At 60.2% G+C, this 18,659-nt stretch carries 15 protein-coding genes; 7 read left to right on the forward strand and 8 right to left on the reverse strand.

The features are described 5' to 3' along the window. Position 1 precedes the first annotated feature (1 nt). The 5 genes from JJD74_RS22935 (at position 2) to JJD74_RS22955 (ending at position 5,409) form a co-directional block, all read left to right on the forward strand. Positions 2–934, forward strand: coding sequence for an ABC transporter substrate-binding protein (locus tag JJD74_RS22935; protein ID WP_042560482.1), 933 nt, complete (start codon positions 2–4; stop codon positions 932–934). Continuing rightward, complete coding sequence (locus tag JJD74_RS22940; protein ID WP_042560483.1) at positions 931–2,832, forward strand: response regulator; 1,902 nt, start codon at positions 931–933, stop codon at positions 2,830–2,832. Before JJD74_RS22935 ends, JJD74_RS22940 begins: the two co-directional genes overlap by 4 nt. Before the next feature lie 247 nt (positions 2,833–3,079). Continuing rightward, the gene (gene fabA / locus JJD74_RS22945) at positions 3,080–3,595 is read left to right on the forward strand and encodes a 3-hydroxyacyl-[acyl-carrier-protein] dehydratase FabA (protein WP_042560484.1); all 516 of its coding nucleotides are present in this window, start codon (positions 3,080–3,082) and stop codon (positions 3,593–3,595) included. Positions 3,596–3,606: 11 nt separating this feature from the next. Then, positions 3,607–4,827: a beta-ketoacyl-ACP synthase I gene (gene fabB, locus JJD74_RS22950; RefSeq protein WP_042560485.1), complete on the forward strand. Its 1,221-nt coding sequence runs from the start codon at positions 3,607–3,609 to the stop codon at positions 4,825–4,827. A gap of 393 nt (positions 4,828–5,220) precedes the next feature. Next, positions 5,221–5,409, forward strand: coding sequence for a hypothetical protein (locus JJD74_RS22955; protein WP_008079144.1), 189 nt, complete (start codon positions 5,221–5,223; stop codon positions 5,407–5,409). A 69-nt stretch (positions 5,410–5,478) separates the two neighbouring features. On the opposite strand, the gene JJD74_RS22960 is transcribed toward JJD74_RS22955, so the two are convergent. The 7 genes from JJD74_RS22960 to JJD74_RS22990 all read right to left on the reverse strand — a co-directional run bounded on the left by JJD74_RS22960 (position 5,479) and on the right by JJD74_RS22990 (position 14,066). After that, positions 5,479–6,021, reverse strand: coding sequence for a DUF2058 domain-containing protein (locus tag JJD74_RS22960; protein ID WP_042560486.1), 543 nt, complete (start codon positions 6,019–6,021; stop codon positions 5,479–5,481). A gap of 25 nt (positions 6,022–6,046) precedes the next feature. After that, positions 6,047–6,880: a nucleoside triphosphate pyrophosphohydrolase gene (gene mazG, locus JJD74_RS22965; RefSeq protein ID WP_047302652.1), complete on the reverse strand. Its 834-nt coding sequence runs from the start codon at positions 6,878–6,880 to the stop codon at positions 6,047–6,049. Positions 6,881–7,014: 134 nt separating this feature from the next. Then, positions 7,015–9,258 carry a GTP diphosphokinase gene (gene relA, locus JJD74_RS22970; protein ID WP_042560488.1) on the reverse strand — a complete coding sequence of 748 codons (2,244 nt, stop codon included), beginning with the start codon at positions 9,256–9,258 and terminating at the stop codon, positions 7,015–7,017. 76 nt (positions 9,259–9,334) lie between these two features. After that, a complete protein-coding gene (rlmD, locus tag JJD74_RS22975) occupies positions 9,335–10,735 on the reverse strand; it encodes a 23S rRNA (uracil(1939)-C(5))-methyltransferase RlmD (RefSeq protein ID WP_042560489.1) in 1,401 nt (466 codons plus the stop codon). Beyond that, positions 10,735–11,637, reverse strand: coding sequence for a cysteine synthase CysM (gene cysM, locus JJD74_RS22980; protein ID WP_200616896.1), 903 nt, complete (start codon positions 11,635–11,637; stop codon positions 10,735–10,737). Before cysM ends, rlmD begins: the two co-directional genes overlap by 1 nt. 277 nt (positions 11,638–11,914) lie before the next feature. After that, positions 11,915–13,357: a sensor histidine kinase gene (locus tag JJD74_RS22985; RefSeq protein ID WP_200616889.1), complete on the reverse strand. Its 1,443-nt coding sequence runs from the start codon at positions 13,355–13,357 to the stop codon at positions 11,915–11,917. Further along, complete coding sequence (locus JJD74_RS22990) at positions 13,344–14,066, reverse strand: response regulator transcription factor (RefSeq protein ID WP_200616890.1); 723 nt, start codon at positions 14,064–14,066, stop codon at positions 13,344–13,346. Before JJD74_RS22990 ends, JJD74_RS22985 begins: the two co-directional genes overlap by 14 nt. Positions 14,067–14,285: 219 nt before the next feature. Here JJD74_RS22990 and JJD74_RS22995 point away from each other — a divergent pair, with 219 nt between their 5' ends. Together JJD74_RS22995 and JJD74_RS23000 are read left to right on the forward strand one after the other, a co-directional pair. Then, positions 14,286–17,039, forward strand: a complete 2,754-nt coding sequence (locus tag JJD74_RS22995) for a response regulator (protein ID WP_200616897.1) — start codon at positions 14,286–14,288, stop codon at positions 17,037–17,039. Positions 17,040–17,120: 81 nt separating this feature from the next. Beyond that, positions 17,121–18,110 (forward strand): 2-hydroxyacid dehydrogenase, encoded by a 990-nt coding sequence (locus JJD74_RS23000; RefSeq protein WP_047302707.1) that lies wholly within the window; start codon positions 17,121–17,123, stop codon positions 18,108–18,110. 12 nt (positions 18,111–18,122) lie between these two features. On the opposite strand, the gene JJD74_RS23005 is transcribed toward JJD74_RS23000, so the two are convergent. Continuing rightward, positions 18,123–18,569, reverse strand: a complete 447-nt coding sequence (locus JJD74_RS23005; protein ID WP_200616891.1) for a hypothetical protein — start codon at positions 18,567–18,569, stop codon at positions 18,123–18,125. Positions 18,570–18,659: the final 90 nt, after the last annotated feature.

The following is an 18,659-nucleotide window of genomic DNA, read 5'->3' on the forward strand; positions in this document are numbered from 1 at the left end:
GATGCGCCACGGTCTGTCAAGGAAGACGCCGACCCTCGGCCATTGGCTGGCCGGACTTGGCCTGTTTCTGACCGTGTGGCTGCACGGCATGGCGGTGCAGGCCGCCGACATTCTGTTGACCGGCGCCGAAGAAAGCCCCGGCGTGCAGGCGTTCGTCCAGGCGCTGAGCGAATTGCGCCCCACCGACAACGTGCGTTTCCAGCCCTTGGCCAGTCTGCCCGCGCCAGGCAAATTGCCGTCCAGCCTGCGCCTGATTCTGCTCGACCTGCCAAGCCTCGACTGGCGCCTGCAAGAACCTCAAGGCCCGGCGACATTGGTGCTGCGCATCAGCCGTCTGCAAGCCCGACAACGCCTCGGCGCGGCGCAACCGGCGCACCTGAGTTTGCTCTGGAGTGATCCGCCACTGAGCCGACAGCTGCAATTGATCCGACGCATCCTGCCTCAGGCGAGCCGGATTGGCGTGTTGTTCGATGAACACAGCGAGTTCCTCCTCAAAGAACTGCTTCTGGCTGCCGAGCCGCTGAATCTGCAAGTGGTCAGCCAGCGCTGGGACAACACTCACGACAGCCGCCCCCTACAAGCCGTGCTGAAAAACAGTGACGTGCTGCTGGGCCTGGATGATCCGGATCTGTACAACCCGAAGACCGCGAAAAATCTGCTGCTCAGCAGCTATTCCCGGCAAATGGCGCTGGTCGGGCCAAATGCCGCGTTCGTGCGCGCCGGCAGCCTGGCCAGCACTTACAGCGACCAGAGCGATTGGCTGAGCGTTCTCGACCGGTTGCTCGACCAGCCGCCGATCCATTGGCCGCGATCGCTCTATCCCGAACGCTTCAAGGTCTCAAGTAATGCCCAGGTCGCTCGTTCCTTGGGTATCGAACCGCTGAATGAAGCGTCTGTCGCCAGCGCGTTGGCTGAAGGAGAAAGCCGCCCATGAATTTTCGTCGTTGGGACATCAACACCCGTACCCAATTGATCAGCCTCGGTCCGGCGCTGTTGCTGACGTTGTTGTTGATCAGTTTCTTCACGTTCGTGCGCATTCAGGATTTGCGCCAGGAGCTGAACCACACCGGTCAACTGATCGCCAACCAACTGGCGCCCGCCACCGAATACGGGGTGATTTCCGGCAACAACGACGTGTTGGAAAGTCTGCTCAAGGCGACGCTGGCAACGCCCAACGTGCGCTTCCTTGAAGTACAGGACAGCGCCAACCGGATTCTGGTGTATGTCGAACAACCGGCGGATTCCCACAGTCGTCCGCATCAGGTCGAAGTGTTCCAGGCGCCGGTTCGACTGCAACGGATTGCCCTGAACAATGATTTTTTCCAGGACGCCAAAGTCAGCAGCGGCGCGGCCAGCGAGGATTATCTGGGGCGGGTGATCGTCGGTCTGTCCAACGATGCCTTCAGTCAGCGCCAACAGGAGATTCTGCTTAAGGCCGGTATTCTGGCGCTGTTCGCCCTGCTCTTTACGTTTGTCCTGGCGCGGCGTCTGGCCGGCAGCCTGTCGCAGCCGATTCGCGATATCGGCAACGCGGTGAAGGCGATCCAGGATGGCGACTTTAAAACCCCGCTGCCGATCGTCGATGACACCGAACTGGGCGCGCTGTCGCAGCACATCAACAATCTCGCTCAGGCGCTGGAGCAAGCGAGTCGTGAACAGCATCAGGCGATGGCACAGTTGATCCAGACACGCGAGGAAGCGGAAAAGGCCAACAACGCCAAATCCGACTTCCTGGCGATGATGAGCCATGAACTGCGCACGCCCATGAATGGCGTGCTCGGCATGCTGCAATTGCTGGAAACCACCGACATGACCGAGGAGCAGATCGAGTACGCCGCGCTCGCCTCGGAGTCCACTGAACACTTGCTCAAGGTCATCAACGACATCCTCGACTTTTCGCGCATCGAGCGTTCGGAGCTTGAGCTGGAACACATTCCGTTCAACCTCGCCGAACTGATCGGCGCGTGCGCCCAGTCGTTCCAGCACAGCGCAGTGCAACGTGGTCTGGCGCTCAACCTGAGGATTCCCGAAGACATGCGCGGCTTGCAGGTGCAGGGCGATCCGACGCGGATCCGGCAGATTCTGGTCAACCTGGTCGGCAATGCCTTGAAGTTCACTGAACAGGGCCGGGTCAGTATCGAGGCGCAGTGGCAGTCGCTGGATCACGAATTGCTGTGGTTCACCTGCTCGGTGCGCGACAGTGGCATCGGCATTTCCTCCGAGAGCCTGGAGCTGATGTTCAACGCCTTCCAGCAGGCCGACAGCTCGATTTCGCGACGCTACGGCGGCACCGGCCTGGGCCTGCCGATCGCCCGCACACTCGCCGAACGCATGGGCGGCACATTAAGAGCGCAGAGTGAGGAAGGTCTTGGGTCGGTGTTCACCCTGGAAATCCCGTTGGCTCTTTATAAGCAGGCATTGCCAAAACAGGTCGCACCGCGCGCATTGAACGGTGACGGCCAGGGCGCTGGACGCACTGTGTTGCTGGTTGAAGACAATCCGGTCAATCAGACGGTTATTGAAGCGATGCTGCGCAGTCTGGGCTTTACTGTCAGTGTCGCCACCGATGGCGCTCAGGCAGTGCGCAGTGCCCAGGGTAGTGAGTTCGAAGTGATTCTGATGGATTGTCGCCTGCCGATCATCGACGGCTATGAAGCAACCCGACAGATCCGCAACCTGCCCGGACGCGGCAACGTGCCGATCATCGCGCTGACCGCCAATGCCTTGCAGGGCGACCGGGAAACCTGTCTGTCGGCGGGGATGAACGATTATCTGGCCAAGCCGTTCAAACGTAATGATCTGCAGCAGATTCTGCAGCGGTGGGTGTCTTAGTGTCGGCTTTTCGAGCATCTGCGACTGGCATGAAAAGCGAAAGTGCGGCAGTCTTAGGCACCCGAACGAGCCTCAAAAGAGGCTTGATTAAAAATTTCAGTGCACAAGTGTACATTCATGTCCTTGGTGCTGTGACTTTCACCACAACGCAATAGTCTATGAGTAGGCTGCCGGTTCGAGGCATGAATGCTTCGAACGGTCGGGAAGATTTGCCCCACCTGCCGCATGGGATTATTGAGGAGCTCGCATGACCAAACAAAACGCCTTTACTCGGGAAGACCTGCTGCGCTGCAGTCGCGGTGAGCTGTTCGGCCCAGGTAACGCGCAACTGCCCGCCCCGAACATGCTGATGGTGGATCGCATCACCCATATCAGCGAAGAAGGCGGCAAGTACGGCAAAGGTGAATTGGTCGCCGAGCTGGATATCACCCCTGACCTGTGGTTCTTCGCTTGCCACTTCGAGGGCGATCCGGTGATGCCGGGCTGCCTGGGCCTGGATGCCATGTGGCAACTGGTTGGCTTCTTCCTGGGCTGGCAAGGTCTGCCGGGCCGCGGCCGTGCGCTGGGTTCGGGCGAAGTGAAATTCTTTGGCCAGGTTCTGCCGACCGCCAAGAAAGTCACCTATAACATTCAAATCAAGCGCGTCCTCAAGGGCAAGCTGAACCTGGCTATCGCTGACGGTTCGGTCTCTGTGGACGGTCGCGAAATCTACACCGCCGAAGGCCTTCGGGTCGGCGTGTTTACCTCCACTGAAAACTTCTAAGGGTTATCCGCATGCGCCGCGTCGTTATCACTGGTCTGGGTATCGTTTCTTGCCTGGGCAATGACAAAGAGACCGTCTCCGCTAACCTGCGTGCAAGTCGCCCTGGCATCCGGTTTAACCCGGAATATGCCGAAATGGGTCTGCGTAGCCAGGTTTCCGGCTCCATTGACCTTCCCCTCGAAGAGCTGATCGATCGCAAGATCTTTCGCTTCGTCGGCCACGCCGCGGCTTACGCCTACCTGGCGATGAAAGACGCGATCACTGACTCCGGCCTGACCGAAGAGCAAGTGTCCAACCCGCGTACCGGCCTGATCGCCGGCTCCGGCGGTGCTTCCACGCTGAACCAGATGGAAGCGCTGGACATCCTGCGCGAGAAAGGCGTGAAGCGCGTCGGCCCATACCGTGTAACGCGGACCATGAGCAGCACCGTTTCCGCTTGCCTGGCCACGCCATTCAAGATCAAGGGCCTGAACTACTCCATCGCTTCTGCCTGCGCCACCAGTGCTCACTGCATCGGTACCGCCATGGAACAGATCCAGATGGGCAAGCAGGACATCGTCTTCGCCGGTGGCGGTGAAGAAGAGCATTGGAGCCAATCGTTCCTGTTCGACGCGATGGGTGCCCTGTCCAGCAAGCGTAACGACACCCCGGAACAGGCCTCCCGTGCCTACGACGCCGACCGTGACGGTTTCGTCATCGCCGGTGGTGGCGGTATGGTCGTGGTTGAAGAGCTGGAACACGCTCTGGCCCGTGGCGCGAAGATCTACGCGGAAATCGTTGGCTACGGCGCGACGTCCGATGGCTACGACATGGTTGCCCCAAGTGGCGAAGGCGCGATCCGCTGCATGCAGATGGCGATGTCCACCGTTGATACCCCGATCGACTACCTGAACACCCACGGCACTTCGACTCCGGTCGGCGACGTCGCGGAAATGAAAGGTGTGCGTGAAGTGTTCGGCGACAAGGCTCCAGCGATCAGCTCGACCAAGAGCCTGTCCGGTCACTCCCTGGGCGCTGCCGGCGTTCACGAAGCGATCTACTGCATGCTGATGATGGAAGGCAACTTCATTGCCGGTTCCGCCAACATCGACGAACTGGACCCGGAAGTGGCTGACATGCCGATTCTGACCAAGACTCGCGAAAACGCTACCATCAACACCGTGATGAGCAACAGCTTCGGCTTTGGCGGCACCAACGCCACGCTGGTGATGAAGCGCTGGGAAGGCAAGTAATTCCCAAGGCTTGAGCCACACATGAAAAACGCCCCGACTGGTTCGGGGCGTTTTTTTTGGCCTGAAGAAACCTTCTCGAGAACACATACAACCTGTGGGAGCGAGCCTGCTCGCGAAGGCAATTCAACTGCCGCTATTTCCGTTGACTGGCCCACCGCTTTCGCGAGCAGGCTCGCTCCCACATTGCATTTGCGTGCTGTTGAAAATGAAACTTCTGTCATGAAACTTACCGCCCTGCGACCGAATGTCGCGGATTTAGCGGCCTGCAGCACTGTTGCAAAAAACGTAACAACACCTTGCTCGAATAAGCCGTTTACTTAGCTGCCTAACAAATTCTATAAAAGAGTCCTGCACACGCCTTGCTGCAGATAACTTGAGATTTGGAGCTAGCAGATGACTGTAAAAGTAACTGAACGCGACGATTCACACATGTCCCATGAAGGCGTAGCCGCCGGTATCCGGATCTGGGATGTGCATCAACAAGACTTGCTGGTCGGGATGTTCCACAACGAGATTGACGCCCACAACTACAAGGCCGAACTGGAAGTGCAAGAGCAGCAACGGGATTTACGATCCGCCTGAATCAACCACAGCATTGAAAACGAAAAACCCCGCGATCAGCGGGGTTTGTCGTTGTTACGGCTTGGCGATTTACCACATCAGATCGTCGGGGATCTGATAGGCCGCGTACGGATCGTCCTCGGCGTTGACCTCTTCGGTCTTCACGTTGAGTTGCACGATGCGCTGTGGGTCGCGCTCCTGGATCTTCAGGGCCGCTTCACGCGGGATCACTTCATAGCCGCCGGCATGATGCACGATCGCCAGCGAACCGCTGCTGAGCTTGTTGCGCATCAGCGTGTTGACCGAGAGGCGCTTGACCTTCTTGTCGTCAACGAAGTTGTAGTAGTCCTCGGTGGTCAGCTTCGGCAGACGCGAGACTTCGATCAATTGCTTGACCTGAGCGGCGCGCTCCTTGGCTTCGGCCTTCTCTTTCTGCTGACGGTTCAGCTCCTGATCGCGCTTGACCTTCTCGGCCATGGCTTCCTGGGCGGCGCGCTGCTGCGAGTCGTCCAGCTCGATCTGACCTTTGTGGGCCAGACGTTGCTGCTTCTGCTTGTCCTTGCTGACCTGCTTGGCCTGCTTTTGATTGACCAGGCCTGCTTTGAGCAACTGATCGCGAAGGGAAATACTCATGGTGCTTACTCACTTGGGCAGTTGCTCAGCCACAGCTGGGCAAATTCTTTTCCTGACGTTTGGCTTCACCCCACAGGGCGTCCAACTCTTCGAGGGTGCAATCTTCTATGGGACGGTGGGTGTCGCGCAATGCCTGTTCGATAAAACGGAAACGTCTTTCAAACTTGCCGTTGGCGCCACGCAGTGCAGTTTCCGGGTCAACCTTCAGATGCCGGGCCAGATTGACCACGGAAAACAGCAGATCACCGATCTCGTCAGCCACCGCTGCGGGATCGTTTTCGGACATCGCCTCGAGCACTTCATCGAGCTCTTCACGCACTTTGTCGAACACCGGCAAGGCGTCCGGCCAGTCGAACCCCACCTGCCCCGCACGCTTCTGCAGCTTGGCTGAGCGCGACAATGCAGGCAACGTGGCCGGTACGTCATCAAGCAGTGACAGTTGCTGTGGCGCGGCGGATTTCTCGGCACGCTCTTGGGCCTTGATTTCCTCCCAGCGCTGCTTGACCTGCTCTTCATTCAAACGCGGCACGTCCAGCGGCGCGTACAGGTCGCCGGTGGGGAAAACGTGGGGATGACGGCGGATCAGCTTGCGGGTGATGCTGTCGATCACACCGGCAAACTCAAAGCGCCCTTCTTCGCGCGCCAACTGGCTGTAATAGACAACCTGGAACAACAGGTCGCCAAGCTCGCCCTGCAAATGGTCGAAATCGCCGCGCTCGATGGCGTCGGCCACTTCGTAGGCTTCTTCGAGGGTATGCGGGACGATGGTTGCGTAGGTTTGCTTGATGTCCCACGGGCAACCGAACTGCGGATCGCGCAGACGGCTCATGAGATGGAGCAGGTCTTCAAGGCTGTACATCATGTTTTCTGTCTCACCACAAACCCCATGTGGGAGCGAGCCTGCTCGCGAAAGCGGTGTGTCTGCAACAAAGATGTCGACTGACACGCCCTCTTCGCGAGCAGGCTCGCTCCCACAGGGAACAATCAATTGCGTCACGGGGTGCGATTACGCCGTGTCTCGATGATGTTCGGCAACTGCGAAATCCGTCCCAGCAACCGCCCCAGTGCATCCAGACCCGGGATCTCGATGGTCAGGGACATCAGCGCAGTGTTGTCTTCCTTGTTCGAGCGGGTGTTGACCGCCAACACGTTGATCCGCTCGTTGAGCAGCACCTGCGAGACGTCACGCAGCAGACCCGAACGGTCGTAGGCGCGGATGACGATGTCCACCGGATACGTGAGCACCGGCACCGGCCCCCAGCTGACCTGAATGATCCGCTCTGGCTCGCGTCCGCCCAGTTGCAGCACCGAGGCGCAGTCCTGGCGGTGAATACTCACGCCACGGCCCTGGGTGATGTAACCGACGATCGCATCGCCCGGCAATGGCTGGCAGCAGCCGGCCATTTGCGTCATCAGGTTACCAACGCCCTGAATCTGAATGTCGCCGCGCTTGCCCGGCTTGTAGCCAGTCGCTTTGCGCGGGATCAGTTCCAGCTGTTCGTTACCGCGCTCCGGCTCGACCAGTTGCTGCGCCAGATTGACCAGTTGCGCCAGGCGCAGGTCACCGGCACCGAGGGCGGCGAACATGTCTTCGGCGGTTTTCATGTTGGCCTTCTCGGCCAACTTGTCGAAATCCACCGCCGGCAAGCCGAGGCGTGTGAGCTCGCGTTCGATCAGGGTTTTACCGGCGGCGACGTTCTGGTCACGAGCCTGCAACTTGAACCAGTGAACAATCTTCGCCCGCGCCCGCGACGTGGTGACGTAACCGAGGTTCGAGTTCAGCCAGTCTCGGCTGGGGGTGCCGTGTTTGCTGGTGATGATCTCGACTTGCTCGCCGGTCTGCAGGCTGTAGTTGAGTGGCACGATGCGCCCGTTGATCTTGGCGCCACGGCAGTTGTGACCGATTTCGGTGTGTACGCGGTAGGCGAAGTCCAGCGGTGTTGCGCCTTTCGGCAAGTCGATGGCGTGACCGTCGGGCGTGAAGATGTAGACCCGATCCGGCTCGATATCAACGCGCAGCTGTTCGGCAAGACCACCAATATCACCCAGCTCTTCATGCCACTCGAGCACCTGACGCAGCCAGGAAATTTTCTCTTCGTAGTGATTGGAACCGGATTTGACGTCAGTGCCCTTGTAACGCCAGTGCGCGCAAACCCCGAGCTCGGCTTCTTCGTGCATCGAGTGCGTACGAATCTGCACTTCCAGCACTTTGCCTTCCGGGCCGATCACGGCCGTGTGCAAAGAGCGGTAGCCGTTCTCTTTCGGGTTGGCGATGTAGTCGTCGAATTCTTTCGGGATGTGCCGCCACAGCGTGTGGACGATACCCAGCGCGGTATAGCAATCGCGCATTTCCGGGACCAGCACGCGCACCGCACGCACGTCGTAGATCTGGCTGAATTCCAGACCCTTGCGCTGCATTTTGCGCCAGATCGAATAGATGTGTTTGGCCCGACCGCTGATGTCGGCGTCGACGCCGGTGGCCTGCAATTCATCCTTGAGCTGGGTCATCACGTCGGCGATGAAACGCTCGCGATCAAGCCGTCGCTCATGGAGCAACTTGGCGATCTGCTTGTATTGATCAGGCTCCAGATAACGGAAGGACAAGTCCTCCAGTTCCCATTTGATATGACCGATGCCGAGCCGGTGCGCGAGCGGCGCATAGATGTCGAAGACTTCCCGGGCGACACGGTTACGCTTCTCGTCGTCGGCGGTTTTCACCGCACGAATGGCGCAGGTGCGTTCGGCCAGTTTGATCAGGGCAACACGCACGTCGTCGACCATGGCCACGAGCATTTTGCGCAGGTTTTCCACCTGCCCTTGCGTGCCCATGACCATGGACTGGCGCGGACTGAGGCTGGCACTGATCGCGGCCATGCGCTGCACGCCGTCGATCAGCTTGGCAACCACCGGACCAAAGCGCTGGCTGACAGCCGCGAATTCGATCTGGCCTTCGCGCACACCGCGGTACAGGACCGCGGCGACCAGCGAATCCTGATCGAGCTTGAGGTCGGCGAGAATCTCGGCGATCTCAAGGCCGGTTCTGAAACTCCCGGAGCCCTCGGCCCACAGGTTTTTCGCAGCATTGGACTGTTGTTCGGCCTCGCGAGCAAACTCGCAGGCTTCTTTCAAGGCTTCGCGATCCAGTGCCAGATCGACACTGACCGCGTGATCGAGCCAAGCCTCGAGATTGATACTGCCGTCAGTGTTGATCGGCTGGTGTGCTCTCACCTGTACCATCTTGCTTTACCTTCCCTACGACGCAGATTCAATGCGTCAAATCGCTGACCTTCGTTGCCCGTTTGCACTCGTGGGGCTAAAGCGAGCGCTGTACGGACGGACCAGACGGATCAGACGAGCCATCCTGGCTCGCTTCAAATAACGCCATGGCCTCGACATGTGCCGTCTGAGGAAACATATCGAGAATCCCGGCACGTTTTAACCGGTAGCCCTGCTTGATCAATTCGACCGTGTCGCGCGCCAGCGTTGCAGGGTTGCACGACACATACACCAACCGCTTCGCACCCAGGGTCGCCAGCTTGCGCACCACCTCGAAAGCACCGTCACGCGGTGGGTCCAAGAGTACCGCAGAAAAGCCATCTCCGATCCACTCGACACCCGTTAAAGGCTGGGATAAATCGGCTTGAAAAAACTTTGTGTTATGCAAATTGTTACTGGCGGCATTCGCAGCGGCACGTTCGACCATGGTCTGCACACCCTCCACCGCCACCACTTCGCGCACCGTTCTGGCCAGTGGCAAAGCAAAGTTGCCGAGCCCGCAGAACAGGTCCAGCACGCGCTCTTCGCTTGTCGGCTTCAGCCAGTCCAGTGCCTGCGCAACCATCGCTTCGTTGACGCCCGCGTTGACCTGGATGAAATCTCCCGGCCGGTAAGCCAGATCCAGATCCCACTGCTCCAGGCGATAACTGAGCGACTGCGTGGCATCGACCGGCTGCGGCTGGCCTTCGCCGTGCAACCACAACTGCGCTTCATGAAACTGACAGAAGTCCTTGAGGATCGTCAGATCTGCTTCAGACAACGGCGCCATGTGCCGCAGCAACACCGCCAGCGACGAGCCAGCGAACAATTCGACATGGCCCAACGCTTGCGGCTTGCTCAAACGACGGAGCATCTCCGGCAAACGGCTCATGATCGGCTGCAAGGGCTGTACCAGCACCGGGCATTCGTTAATGCCGACGATGTCCTGACTGCCGGCGGCGCGGAAACCCACTTCGAGTTTCTTCGCTTTCATGTCCCAGCGCACAGCAACGCGGGCGCGACGGCGATAGCCGAACTCGGGACCGGTCAACGGTGCTACCCACTCTTGCGGTTCGACACCGGCAACCTTGGATAATTGCTCGGCGAGCATGCGCTGTTTCAGGGCGAGCTGTTCACTGTGGGGCAAGTGCTGAACGCTGCAACCACCGCAGCGACCGGCGTGCTGACACGGCGTCGGCCGGCGCAGTTCGCTGGCCTTGAACACGCGTTCGGTGCGCGCCTCGACCACTTTGCCGTGGGCGCCGAGCACTCGCGCTTCGACCTCTTCACCGGCAAGCGCGCCGAGCACGAACCAGGTCCGGCCTTCGAAAAACGCGATACCGCGCCCGTCATTCGCCAGGCGCTCGATGTTCAAGCGCTGCTTCTTGCCAGTCGGGATTTGCGGGGCCTTGCTGCCGCCGGTGGGCTGGAAGCGCAGGCCTCTCTCTTGCTTGGCCATCAGTTGGGCGCGTCGAAGATGCCGGTCGACAAGTATCGGTCGCCACGGTCACAGATGATGGCGACGATCACCGCGTTTTCAACTTCCCGGGACAGACGCAGCATCGCTGCTACCGCACCGCCCGAGGACACGCCGCAGAAGATGCCTTCTTCGCGGGCCAGACGACGGGTGACGTCCTCGGCCTCGCTTTGCGCCATGTCGACAATGCGATCAACGCGATCGGCCTGATAGATCTTCGGCAAGTATTCCTGCGGCCAGCGGCGAATACCTGGAATGGCCGAGCCTTCCATCGGTTGCAGACCAACGATCTGCACCTTGTCGCTCTGCTCTTTCAAGTAGCGCGAGACGCCCATGATGGTCCCGGTGGTACCCATCGAGCTGACGAAGTGAGTGATGGTGCCCTCGGTCTGACGCCAGATCTCCGGGCCGGTGCTGGTGTAATGCGCTTCAGGATTGTCGCCATTGGCGAACTGATCCAGCACCTTGCCACGACCTTCGGCCTCCATGCGTTGGGCGAGATCGCGAGCGCCTTCCATGCCCTCTTCCTGACTGACCAGAATCAGCTCGGCGCCATAAGCGGTCATCGCCGCTTTGCGCTCGGCGCTGGAGTTGTCCGGCATGATCAGGATCATCTTGTAACCCTTGATCGCGGCGGCCATCGCCAACGCAATTCCGGTGTTGCCCGAGGTCGCTTCGATCAGCGTATCGCCGGCGTGAATCTGCCCGCGCAACTCGGCACGGGTGATCATCGACAGCGCCGGACGGTCCTTGACCGAACCCGCCGGGTTATTCCCTTCGAGCTTGAGCAATAAGGTGTTGCTGGTGACACCGGGCAGGCGCTGCAAACGCACCAGCGGAGTGTTGCCGACGCAATCGGCGATGGTTGGGTACTGCAGGGTCATGGCGTATTCGCAATCCAGACGTGCGGGGGCGCCTATCATACCGGCAAACCCGCGAAGGCCATATCACGCAAAGTGCGGTGCTTATGGTTTATGGGAATAAGCAGCAATTGTCTCGCCAGTGGTGAGACATTTCAGATTCAGCAGGGGTGCAAAAGGCTTCATCGCTGGCAGGCAGCTCCCACAGAATTTTGGTGTTGCTTATATACGTGCAGGCGCTGCGGCACACTGCGATCTTTCGGTCTGCCTTGATTCCCAGCCTCGTTTCACTCGAATGCTCCTACAGGGCTTGAGGGTGGGTGAAGGTTGGGTGAGCGCCGCTGGCACCTGTCGGAGCTGGCTTGCCAGCGATGGCGTCTGGGCTGACAACACCATCATCCGCCACCAACCGCAAATTCACCCGCAACCCCGCCCCGCTATTCTCCGCCCAAAGCGTTCCGCCCTGGCGCTGCACCGCATTCCTGGCGATGCTCAACCCCAGACCAAACCCGCCATCCCCCGGGCGCGAGCCGTCGAGTCGGGTGAATGGATCAAAAATCCGCTGCAGATCCGCTTCAGCCACGCCGCCGCCCTGATCTTCCAGCCACAGATGCCAGTATTCCCCGTCCCGCCGTCCTTCCAGCCGCACAATCCCGCCCTCGGGCGAATGACGAATGGCGTTGCGCAAGATGTTCTCCAGCGCCTGGGCCAAGGTGTTGAGATTGCCGCGCACCCAGCAAGAAGCCTGCACCGAGCACTGCAACTGCAGGCTCGGCCAGCCGCTTTCATAACAGGCGTTATCGGTGAGCATTTCCCACAGCGCCTGAATCTGGATCGCTTCGTCTGGCAATGGTGAGCGTTCGGTGTCGAGCCACGCCAGTTGCAGCGTGTCTTCGACCAGTCGCTGCATGCCGTCGACTTCACGACCGATACGTTCGCGCAATTGCACCAGGCCCTGTTCGCTTTCACTCGCTACCCGCAATCGGCTCAGGGGCGTGCGCAGTTCATGGGACAGGTCTCGCAGCAGTTGCTGTTGCAGGGCGACGGTGGACTGCAGACGTTCGGACATCGAGTCGAACGCCCGGGCCAGTTCACCGAGTTCGTCCGGGCGCTGGGTGATACCGCTGGACAGCCGCACATTCAATTGATCGGCACGCCAGGCATTGGCTTGTTCGCGCAGATTGTTCAGCGGCACCACCAGCAGGCGATACAGCCCCACGCACAGCAGCAAGGTGAACAACCCCGGAATCACCCCGTTGGTGATCACCCGCCAAAACAGTCGATATTTGCCCGGCAGGAAACGCTCAGGCAACTCGATCACCAGACTGCCAGCGGAAGGATCCTTGGGAAACGGTATGCGCAGCCCGGGCCGGCCCTTTTTATGAATCGGCCAATCAAGCCCGCGCAGAAAAGTCAGGCGCTGGATTTCCTGTTCGTTCAACGGATCATTGGCCAGCGACTGCAAATTGCTGTCAATCACGCCGACCCAGCCAGCTTCGCGCAATTCCATGCTCTGCAGCCAACTATCGACGCCGTCACGCCGACCTTGCTGCCACGCCCGCTCGGCTTCAGCGGCGTAACGCGTAAGGGTGTCGCGGGCGACGTCAGACAGGAACTGGTTGCGCTGCTCCATGTATCGGCCCCACGACCAACTCAGCCAGATCATTAGCAGGCAGAACGCGACCAGCAAACAGGCCAGCTTCCAGAACAGCGAATGACGCCCCGGCAGCTCAGACACTTTCATCTGCACCACTGAGCACGTAGCCCTTGCCCCACACGGTGCGTACTTCGCGCTCGGTGTAGCCGATGGCTTTGAGTTTGCGGCGGATCTGGCTGATGTGCATGTCGAGGCTGCGATCGTGCGCGGCATAGCCGCGTTGCAGAACGTGCTGATAAAGGAAGGCCTTGCTCAGGACCTCCTCGTCATTGCGATTGAGGGTTTCCAGCAGACGGAATTCGCTTCGCGTCAGGCCGGCGGGTTGCTCGCGCCAATACACGTCGCACTGTTCATCGTCGAAGCGCAGCGTGCCGGTCGCCACCTGCGCCGAGCGCCCTGGAGGACGCCGATCAAGGGCGACCCGGCGCAGGATCGCTTCGATGCGAACATGCAGTTCGGCCATGCTGAACGGCTTGGGCAGGTAATCGTCGGCGCCCAGGCGAAAACCACTGATCCGATCGGCTTCGGCACCAAGCGCCGACATCAGCAGCACTGGCGTCGAATGGCTCTGGCGCAGTTGAGTGAGCACGTTCAGACCGTCCAGCCCCGGCAAAAGGATGTCCATCAACACCACGTCGAACGGCTGGCGTTGGGCGATGTTCAGGCCTTCCTGGCCGTTCTGGCACCAGGTCACCTGAAACCCGCTGCGACCCAGATGTTCATGAACATAGGCACCCAGGACCGGATCGTCCTCGATGGAAAGAATGCGTGGCTGGCCAACGGAAACAGGAGTCATGAGTATCTGCAAGTAATTCTCAGTTAGGCGCGATTATTCAAGATTGGCGGACACCGGGCAACCCAAGGTTGCACTGTCGGACAAACGCGCCTTGCCAGGCCGAACGACAACACCGGTATTTTTCCGGAGATTGCCCGCGAGCAAATCGCTACACTGCGCCCATGTCGCGTGCCGGATGCACGCATGAGTCAACAGATCAGCGGGATGCAGGAGATAGGCGTGCTCAAGAAACTGGGAATCAAAGGTCGCGTGTTGTTGCTGACCTTGTTGCCGACCAGCCTGATGGCGCTGGTGCTGGGTGGATATTTCACCTGGACGCAGCAGTCCGACCTGCAAACCCAATTGCTCCAGCGTGGCGAAATGATCGCCGAGCAACTGGCACCCTTGGTAGCGCCGGCGATGGGCCACGGCAATGGCGAACTGCTCGAACGCATTGCCACTCAGTCCCTCGAACAACCGGACGTGCGCGCGGTGACCTTTCTCGCGCCAGATCGCTCGCCACTGGCCCACGCCGGCCCGACCATGCTCAATCAGGCGCCGAGCGGCGACAGCGCGCACTTGCAACGACGCAGCGGCAATGACGCGACCCGTTACCTGATGCCGGTCTTCGGCAAGCACCGCAACCTCGCCGGCGAACTGATCCCGGAAGAATCCGAGCGCCTGCTCGGCTGGGTTGAACTCGAGCTGTCGCACAACGGCATGTTGCTGCGCGGTTATCGCAGCCTGTTTGCCAGCCTGTTGTTGATCGCCGCGGGCCTCGCCGGTGCGGCGCTGCTCGCGTTACGCATGGGCCGCACCATCAATCGGCCGCTGAGCCAGATCAAACAGGCCGTCGCGCAACTCAAGGACGGTCACCTGGAAACCCGCCTGCCACCCCTCGGCAGTCAGGAACTGGACGAACTGGCGTCGGGCATCAACCGCATGGCCGGCACCCTGCAAAACGCCCAGGAAGAATTGCAGCACAGCGTCGATCAAGCCACTGAGGACGTGCGCCAGAACCTCGAAACCATCGAGATTCAGAACATCGAACTCGATCTGGCGCGTAAAGAGGCTCTGGAGGCGAGCCGGATCAAATCCGAATTCCTCGCCAACATGAGCCACGAAATCCGCACGCCACTCAACGGCATTCTCGGCTTCACCCACCTGTTGCAAAAAAGTGAACTGACCCCGCGCCAGCTCGACTATTTAGGCACCATCGAAAAGTCCGCCGACAGCCTGCTCGGGATCATCAACGAGATTCTCGACTTCTCGAAAATCGAGGCCGGCAAACTGGTGCTCGACCACATTCCGTTCAATCTGCGCGACTTGTTGCAAGACACCCTGACGATTCTCGCCCCCGCCGCTCACGCCAAGCAGCTGGAACTGGTCAGTCTGGTGTACCGCGACACCCCGTTGTCGCTGGTCGGTGATCCGCTGCGCCTGAAGCAGATCCTCACCAACCTGGTCAGCAACGCCATCAAGTTCACCCGCGAGGGCACCATCGTTGCCCGTGCAATGCTGGAAGAAGAGCACGATGACAGCGTGCAGCTGCGCATCAGCATCCAGGACACCGGCATCGGCCTGTCGAATCAGGACGTGCGCGCGTTGTTCCAGGCCTTCAGCCAGGCAGACAATTCGCTGTCGCGCCAGCCCGGCGGCACCGGACTGGGTCTGGTGATCTCCAAGCGCCTGATCGAACAGATGGGCGGCGAGATCGGCGTCGACAGCACGCCGGGCGAAGGTTCGGAATTCTGGATCAGCCTGAGCCTGCCCAAGGCCCGCGACGATGCCGAAGACCTGCCCTCGGCGCCGCTGCTCGGCCGCCGGGTCGCCGTGCTGGAAAACCATGAACTGGCGCGTCAGGCCTTGCAGCATCAACTGGAAGACTGCGGGCTTATGGTCACCCCGTTCAATACCCTGGAAAGCCTGACCAATGGCGTTACCGGCGCACACCAGACCGATCAGGCGATTGATCTGGCGGTGATCGGCATCACCAGTAACGACATGCTGCCCGAACGCCTGAACCAGCATATCTGGGACCTCGAACACCTGGGCTGCAAAGTGCTGGTGCTGTGCCCGACCACTGAGCAGACGCTGTTCCATCTGTCGGTGCCCAACCCGCACAGCCAACTGCAGGCCAAACCGGCCTGCACGCGCAAACTGCGCCGCGCCCTGTCGGATCTGGCCAACCCGCGTCAACCGCGTAACGAACCCGGCGAACCGCTGTCGAGTCGCGCGCCGAAAGTGCTCTGTGTCGACGACAACCCGGCCAACCTGTTGCTGGTGCAGACCTTGCTCGAAGACATGGGCGCCAAGGTATTGGCCGTGGAAAGCGGTTATGCCGCGGTCAAAGCAGTGCAGACCGAATCGTTCGATCTGGTGCTAATGGACGTGCAGATGCCGGGCATGGACGGTCGCCAGAGCACCGAAACCATCCGCCAGTGGGAAAGCGAGCGGCATTGCACACCGCTGCCGATCGTCGCCCTCACCGCCCATGCCATGGCCAACGAAAAACGTGCGTTGCTGCAAAGCGGCATGGATGACTACCTGACGAAACCGATCAGCGAGCGGCAACTGGCGCAAGTGGTGCTGAAATGGACCGGTCTGGCACTGCGCAATCAGGCACCGGAGCGCGTCAGCGAAGGTGCTGCCGGCAATCACGAACTGCCAGTGCTTGATCACGAGGAAGGTTTGCGTCTGGCTGCCGGTAAAGAAGATCTGGCGGCGGACATGCTGGCGATGCTGCTGGCTTCACTGGAGGCCGACCGCGAAGCCATCCGCAGCGCGCGCGACAACCACGACCAGAATGCACTGATTGAACGCGTGCATCGCCTGCATGGCGCCACGCGTTACTGCGGCGTACCGCAATTGCGCGCAGCCTGCCAGCGCAGTGAAACCCTGCTCAAACAGGAAGACCCGAAAGCAGCGATGGCGCTGGATGAGCTGGAACTTGCAATCAACCGACTGGCTGCGCAAGCGAAGATCAGCGCCTGATCCAGCGCAATGCCGGTCAACGCCGTCACGGCTAAAGTGGACTTGGGTGATGCAGCCCCGGTGATGCTCCAGGAGGATTCCATGCGCACGATCATTTTCAGCAGCCAGACCTACGACCGCGAGAGTTTCCTCGATGCCGATTGCCCGGCAGAGATTGAACTGCATTTTCAACCGGCCCGGCTCAGTCTCGATACGGCGGCATTGGCCGACCAGCATGAGGTGGTCTGCGCCTTTATCAATGACGACCTTAGCGCTGCAGTGCTCGAACGTCTGGCGGCGGGCGGTACCCGGCTGATTGCCTTGCGTTCGGCCGGTTACAACCATGTCGATCTGCTCGCGGCCAAACGTCTGGGGCTGGCCGTCGTGCGGGTTCCGGCCTACTCGCCGCATGCCGTGGCCGAGCATGCCGTGGCGCTGATCCTCGCCCTCAACCGTCGCCTGCACCGCGCCTACAACCGCACCCGCGAGGGTGATTTCAGTCTGCATGGCCTGACCGGTTTCGATCTGGTCGGCAAGACTGTCGGCATCGTCGGCACCGGACAGATCGGCGCCGCCTTCGCGAAAATCATGCACGGTTTCGGCTGTGAATTGCTGGCGTACGATCCGTATCCAAATCCCGATGTTCTGGCACTCGGCGCACGTTATCTGAGCCTGCCGGACTTGCTCGCGCAGTCGCGCATCATCAGCCTGCACTGCCCGCTGAACGAGCAGAGCAAACACCTGATCAATCGCGATTCATTGGCGCACATGCAAGCAGGCGCCATGCTGATCAACACCGGTCGCGGCGGGCTGGTCGACACCCCGGCGCTTATTGACGCCCTCAAGGACGGTCAACTCGGCTATCTGGGGCTGGATGTGTATGAAGAAGAAGCGCAGCTGTTTTTCGAGGATCGTTCCGACTTGCCGTTGCAGGACGATGTGCTGGCGCGTCTGCTGACCTTTCCTAACGTGATCGTCACCGCTCACCAGGCGTTCCTGACGCAAGAGGCGCTGGGCGCGATTGCTGCGACGACCCTGCGCAATATCGCGACCTGGGCGGCGGGATCACCGCAGAATCAGGTCGAAGGTTGATCGCTTAACCGCTTATTTCAGCGACGACGCCAGAATCAGCAACGCCAGCCAGCCGAAGCCGAACAACCGCTGTTTCGCCGAATGGCCGCTGCGCAGCAGGAACCAGACGAAAATCCACGGAATCAGGAACACCATGATCTTCAGCCAGCCTTCCACCGGGCGGCTGCCGTCCTCATTGATCTGCGCGGCTTGCGCAGCCTGTTGTCGACGCCGACGCCCCGCTGCAGCCGGCATGACTTTCGGCAAACCCTGCGAAGCTTGCGGCAACACCGCGGCCTCAGGTACCGCGCTGTTACGCGGCAGACTGCCGAATGAAATCGTAGAAGCCTGAGCCGGTGCGCCTGCGGTCTGCGCTTGTGCGTGGGCCTGGTGCTTTGCCATCGGAGCCCCGCAATGAATGCACGCTTTGACTTCGGAACTGATGCTCCGCTTGCATTCATAACATTCGATCAGCGCCATGTTCCGTTCCTTCAGAGTCGAGGGCGGCAGTTTGCCATGTGCGCAGGTCGATTTGAACCTGATCGAAGGTCGCACGCGTGCATCATTCTG

The sequence above is a fragment of the Pseudomonas sp. MF6776 genome (assembly GCF_016613125.1).
Classification (GTDB): Bacteria; Pseudomonadota; Gammaproteobacteria; order Pseudomonadales; family Pseudomonadaceae; genus Aquipseudomonas; species Aquipseudomonas iridis.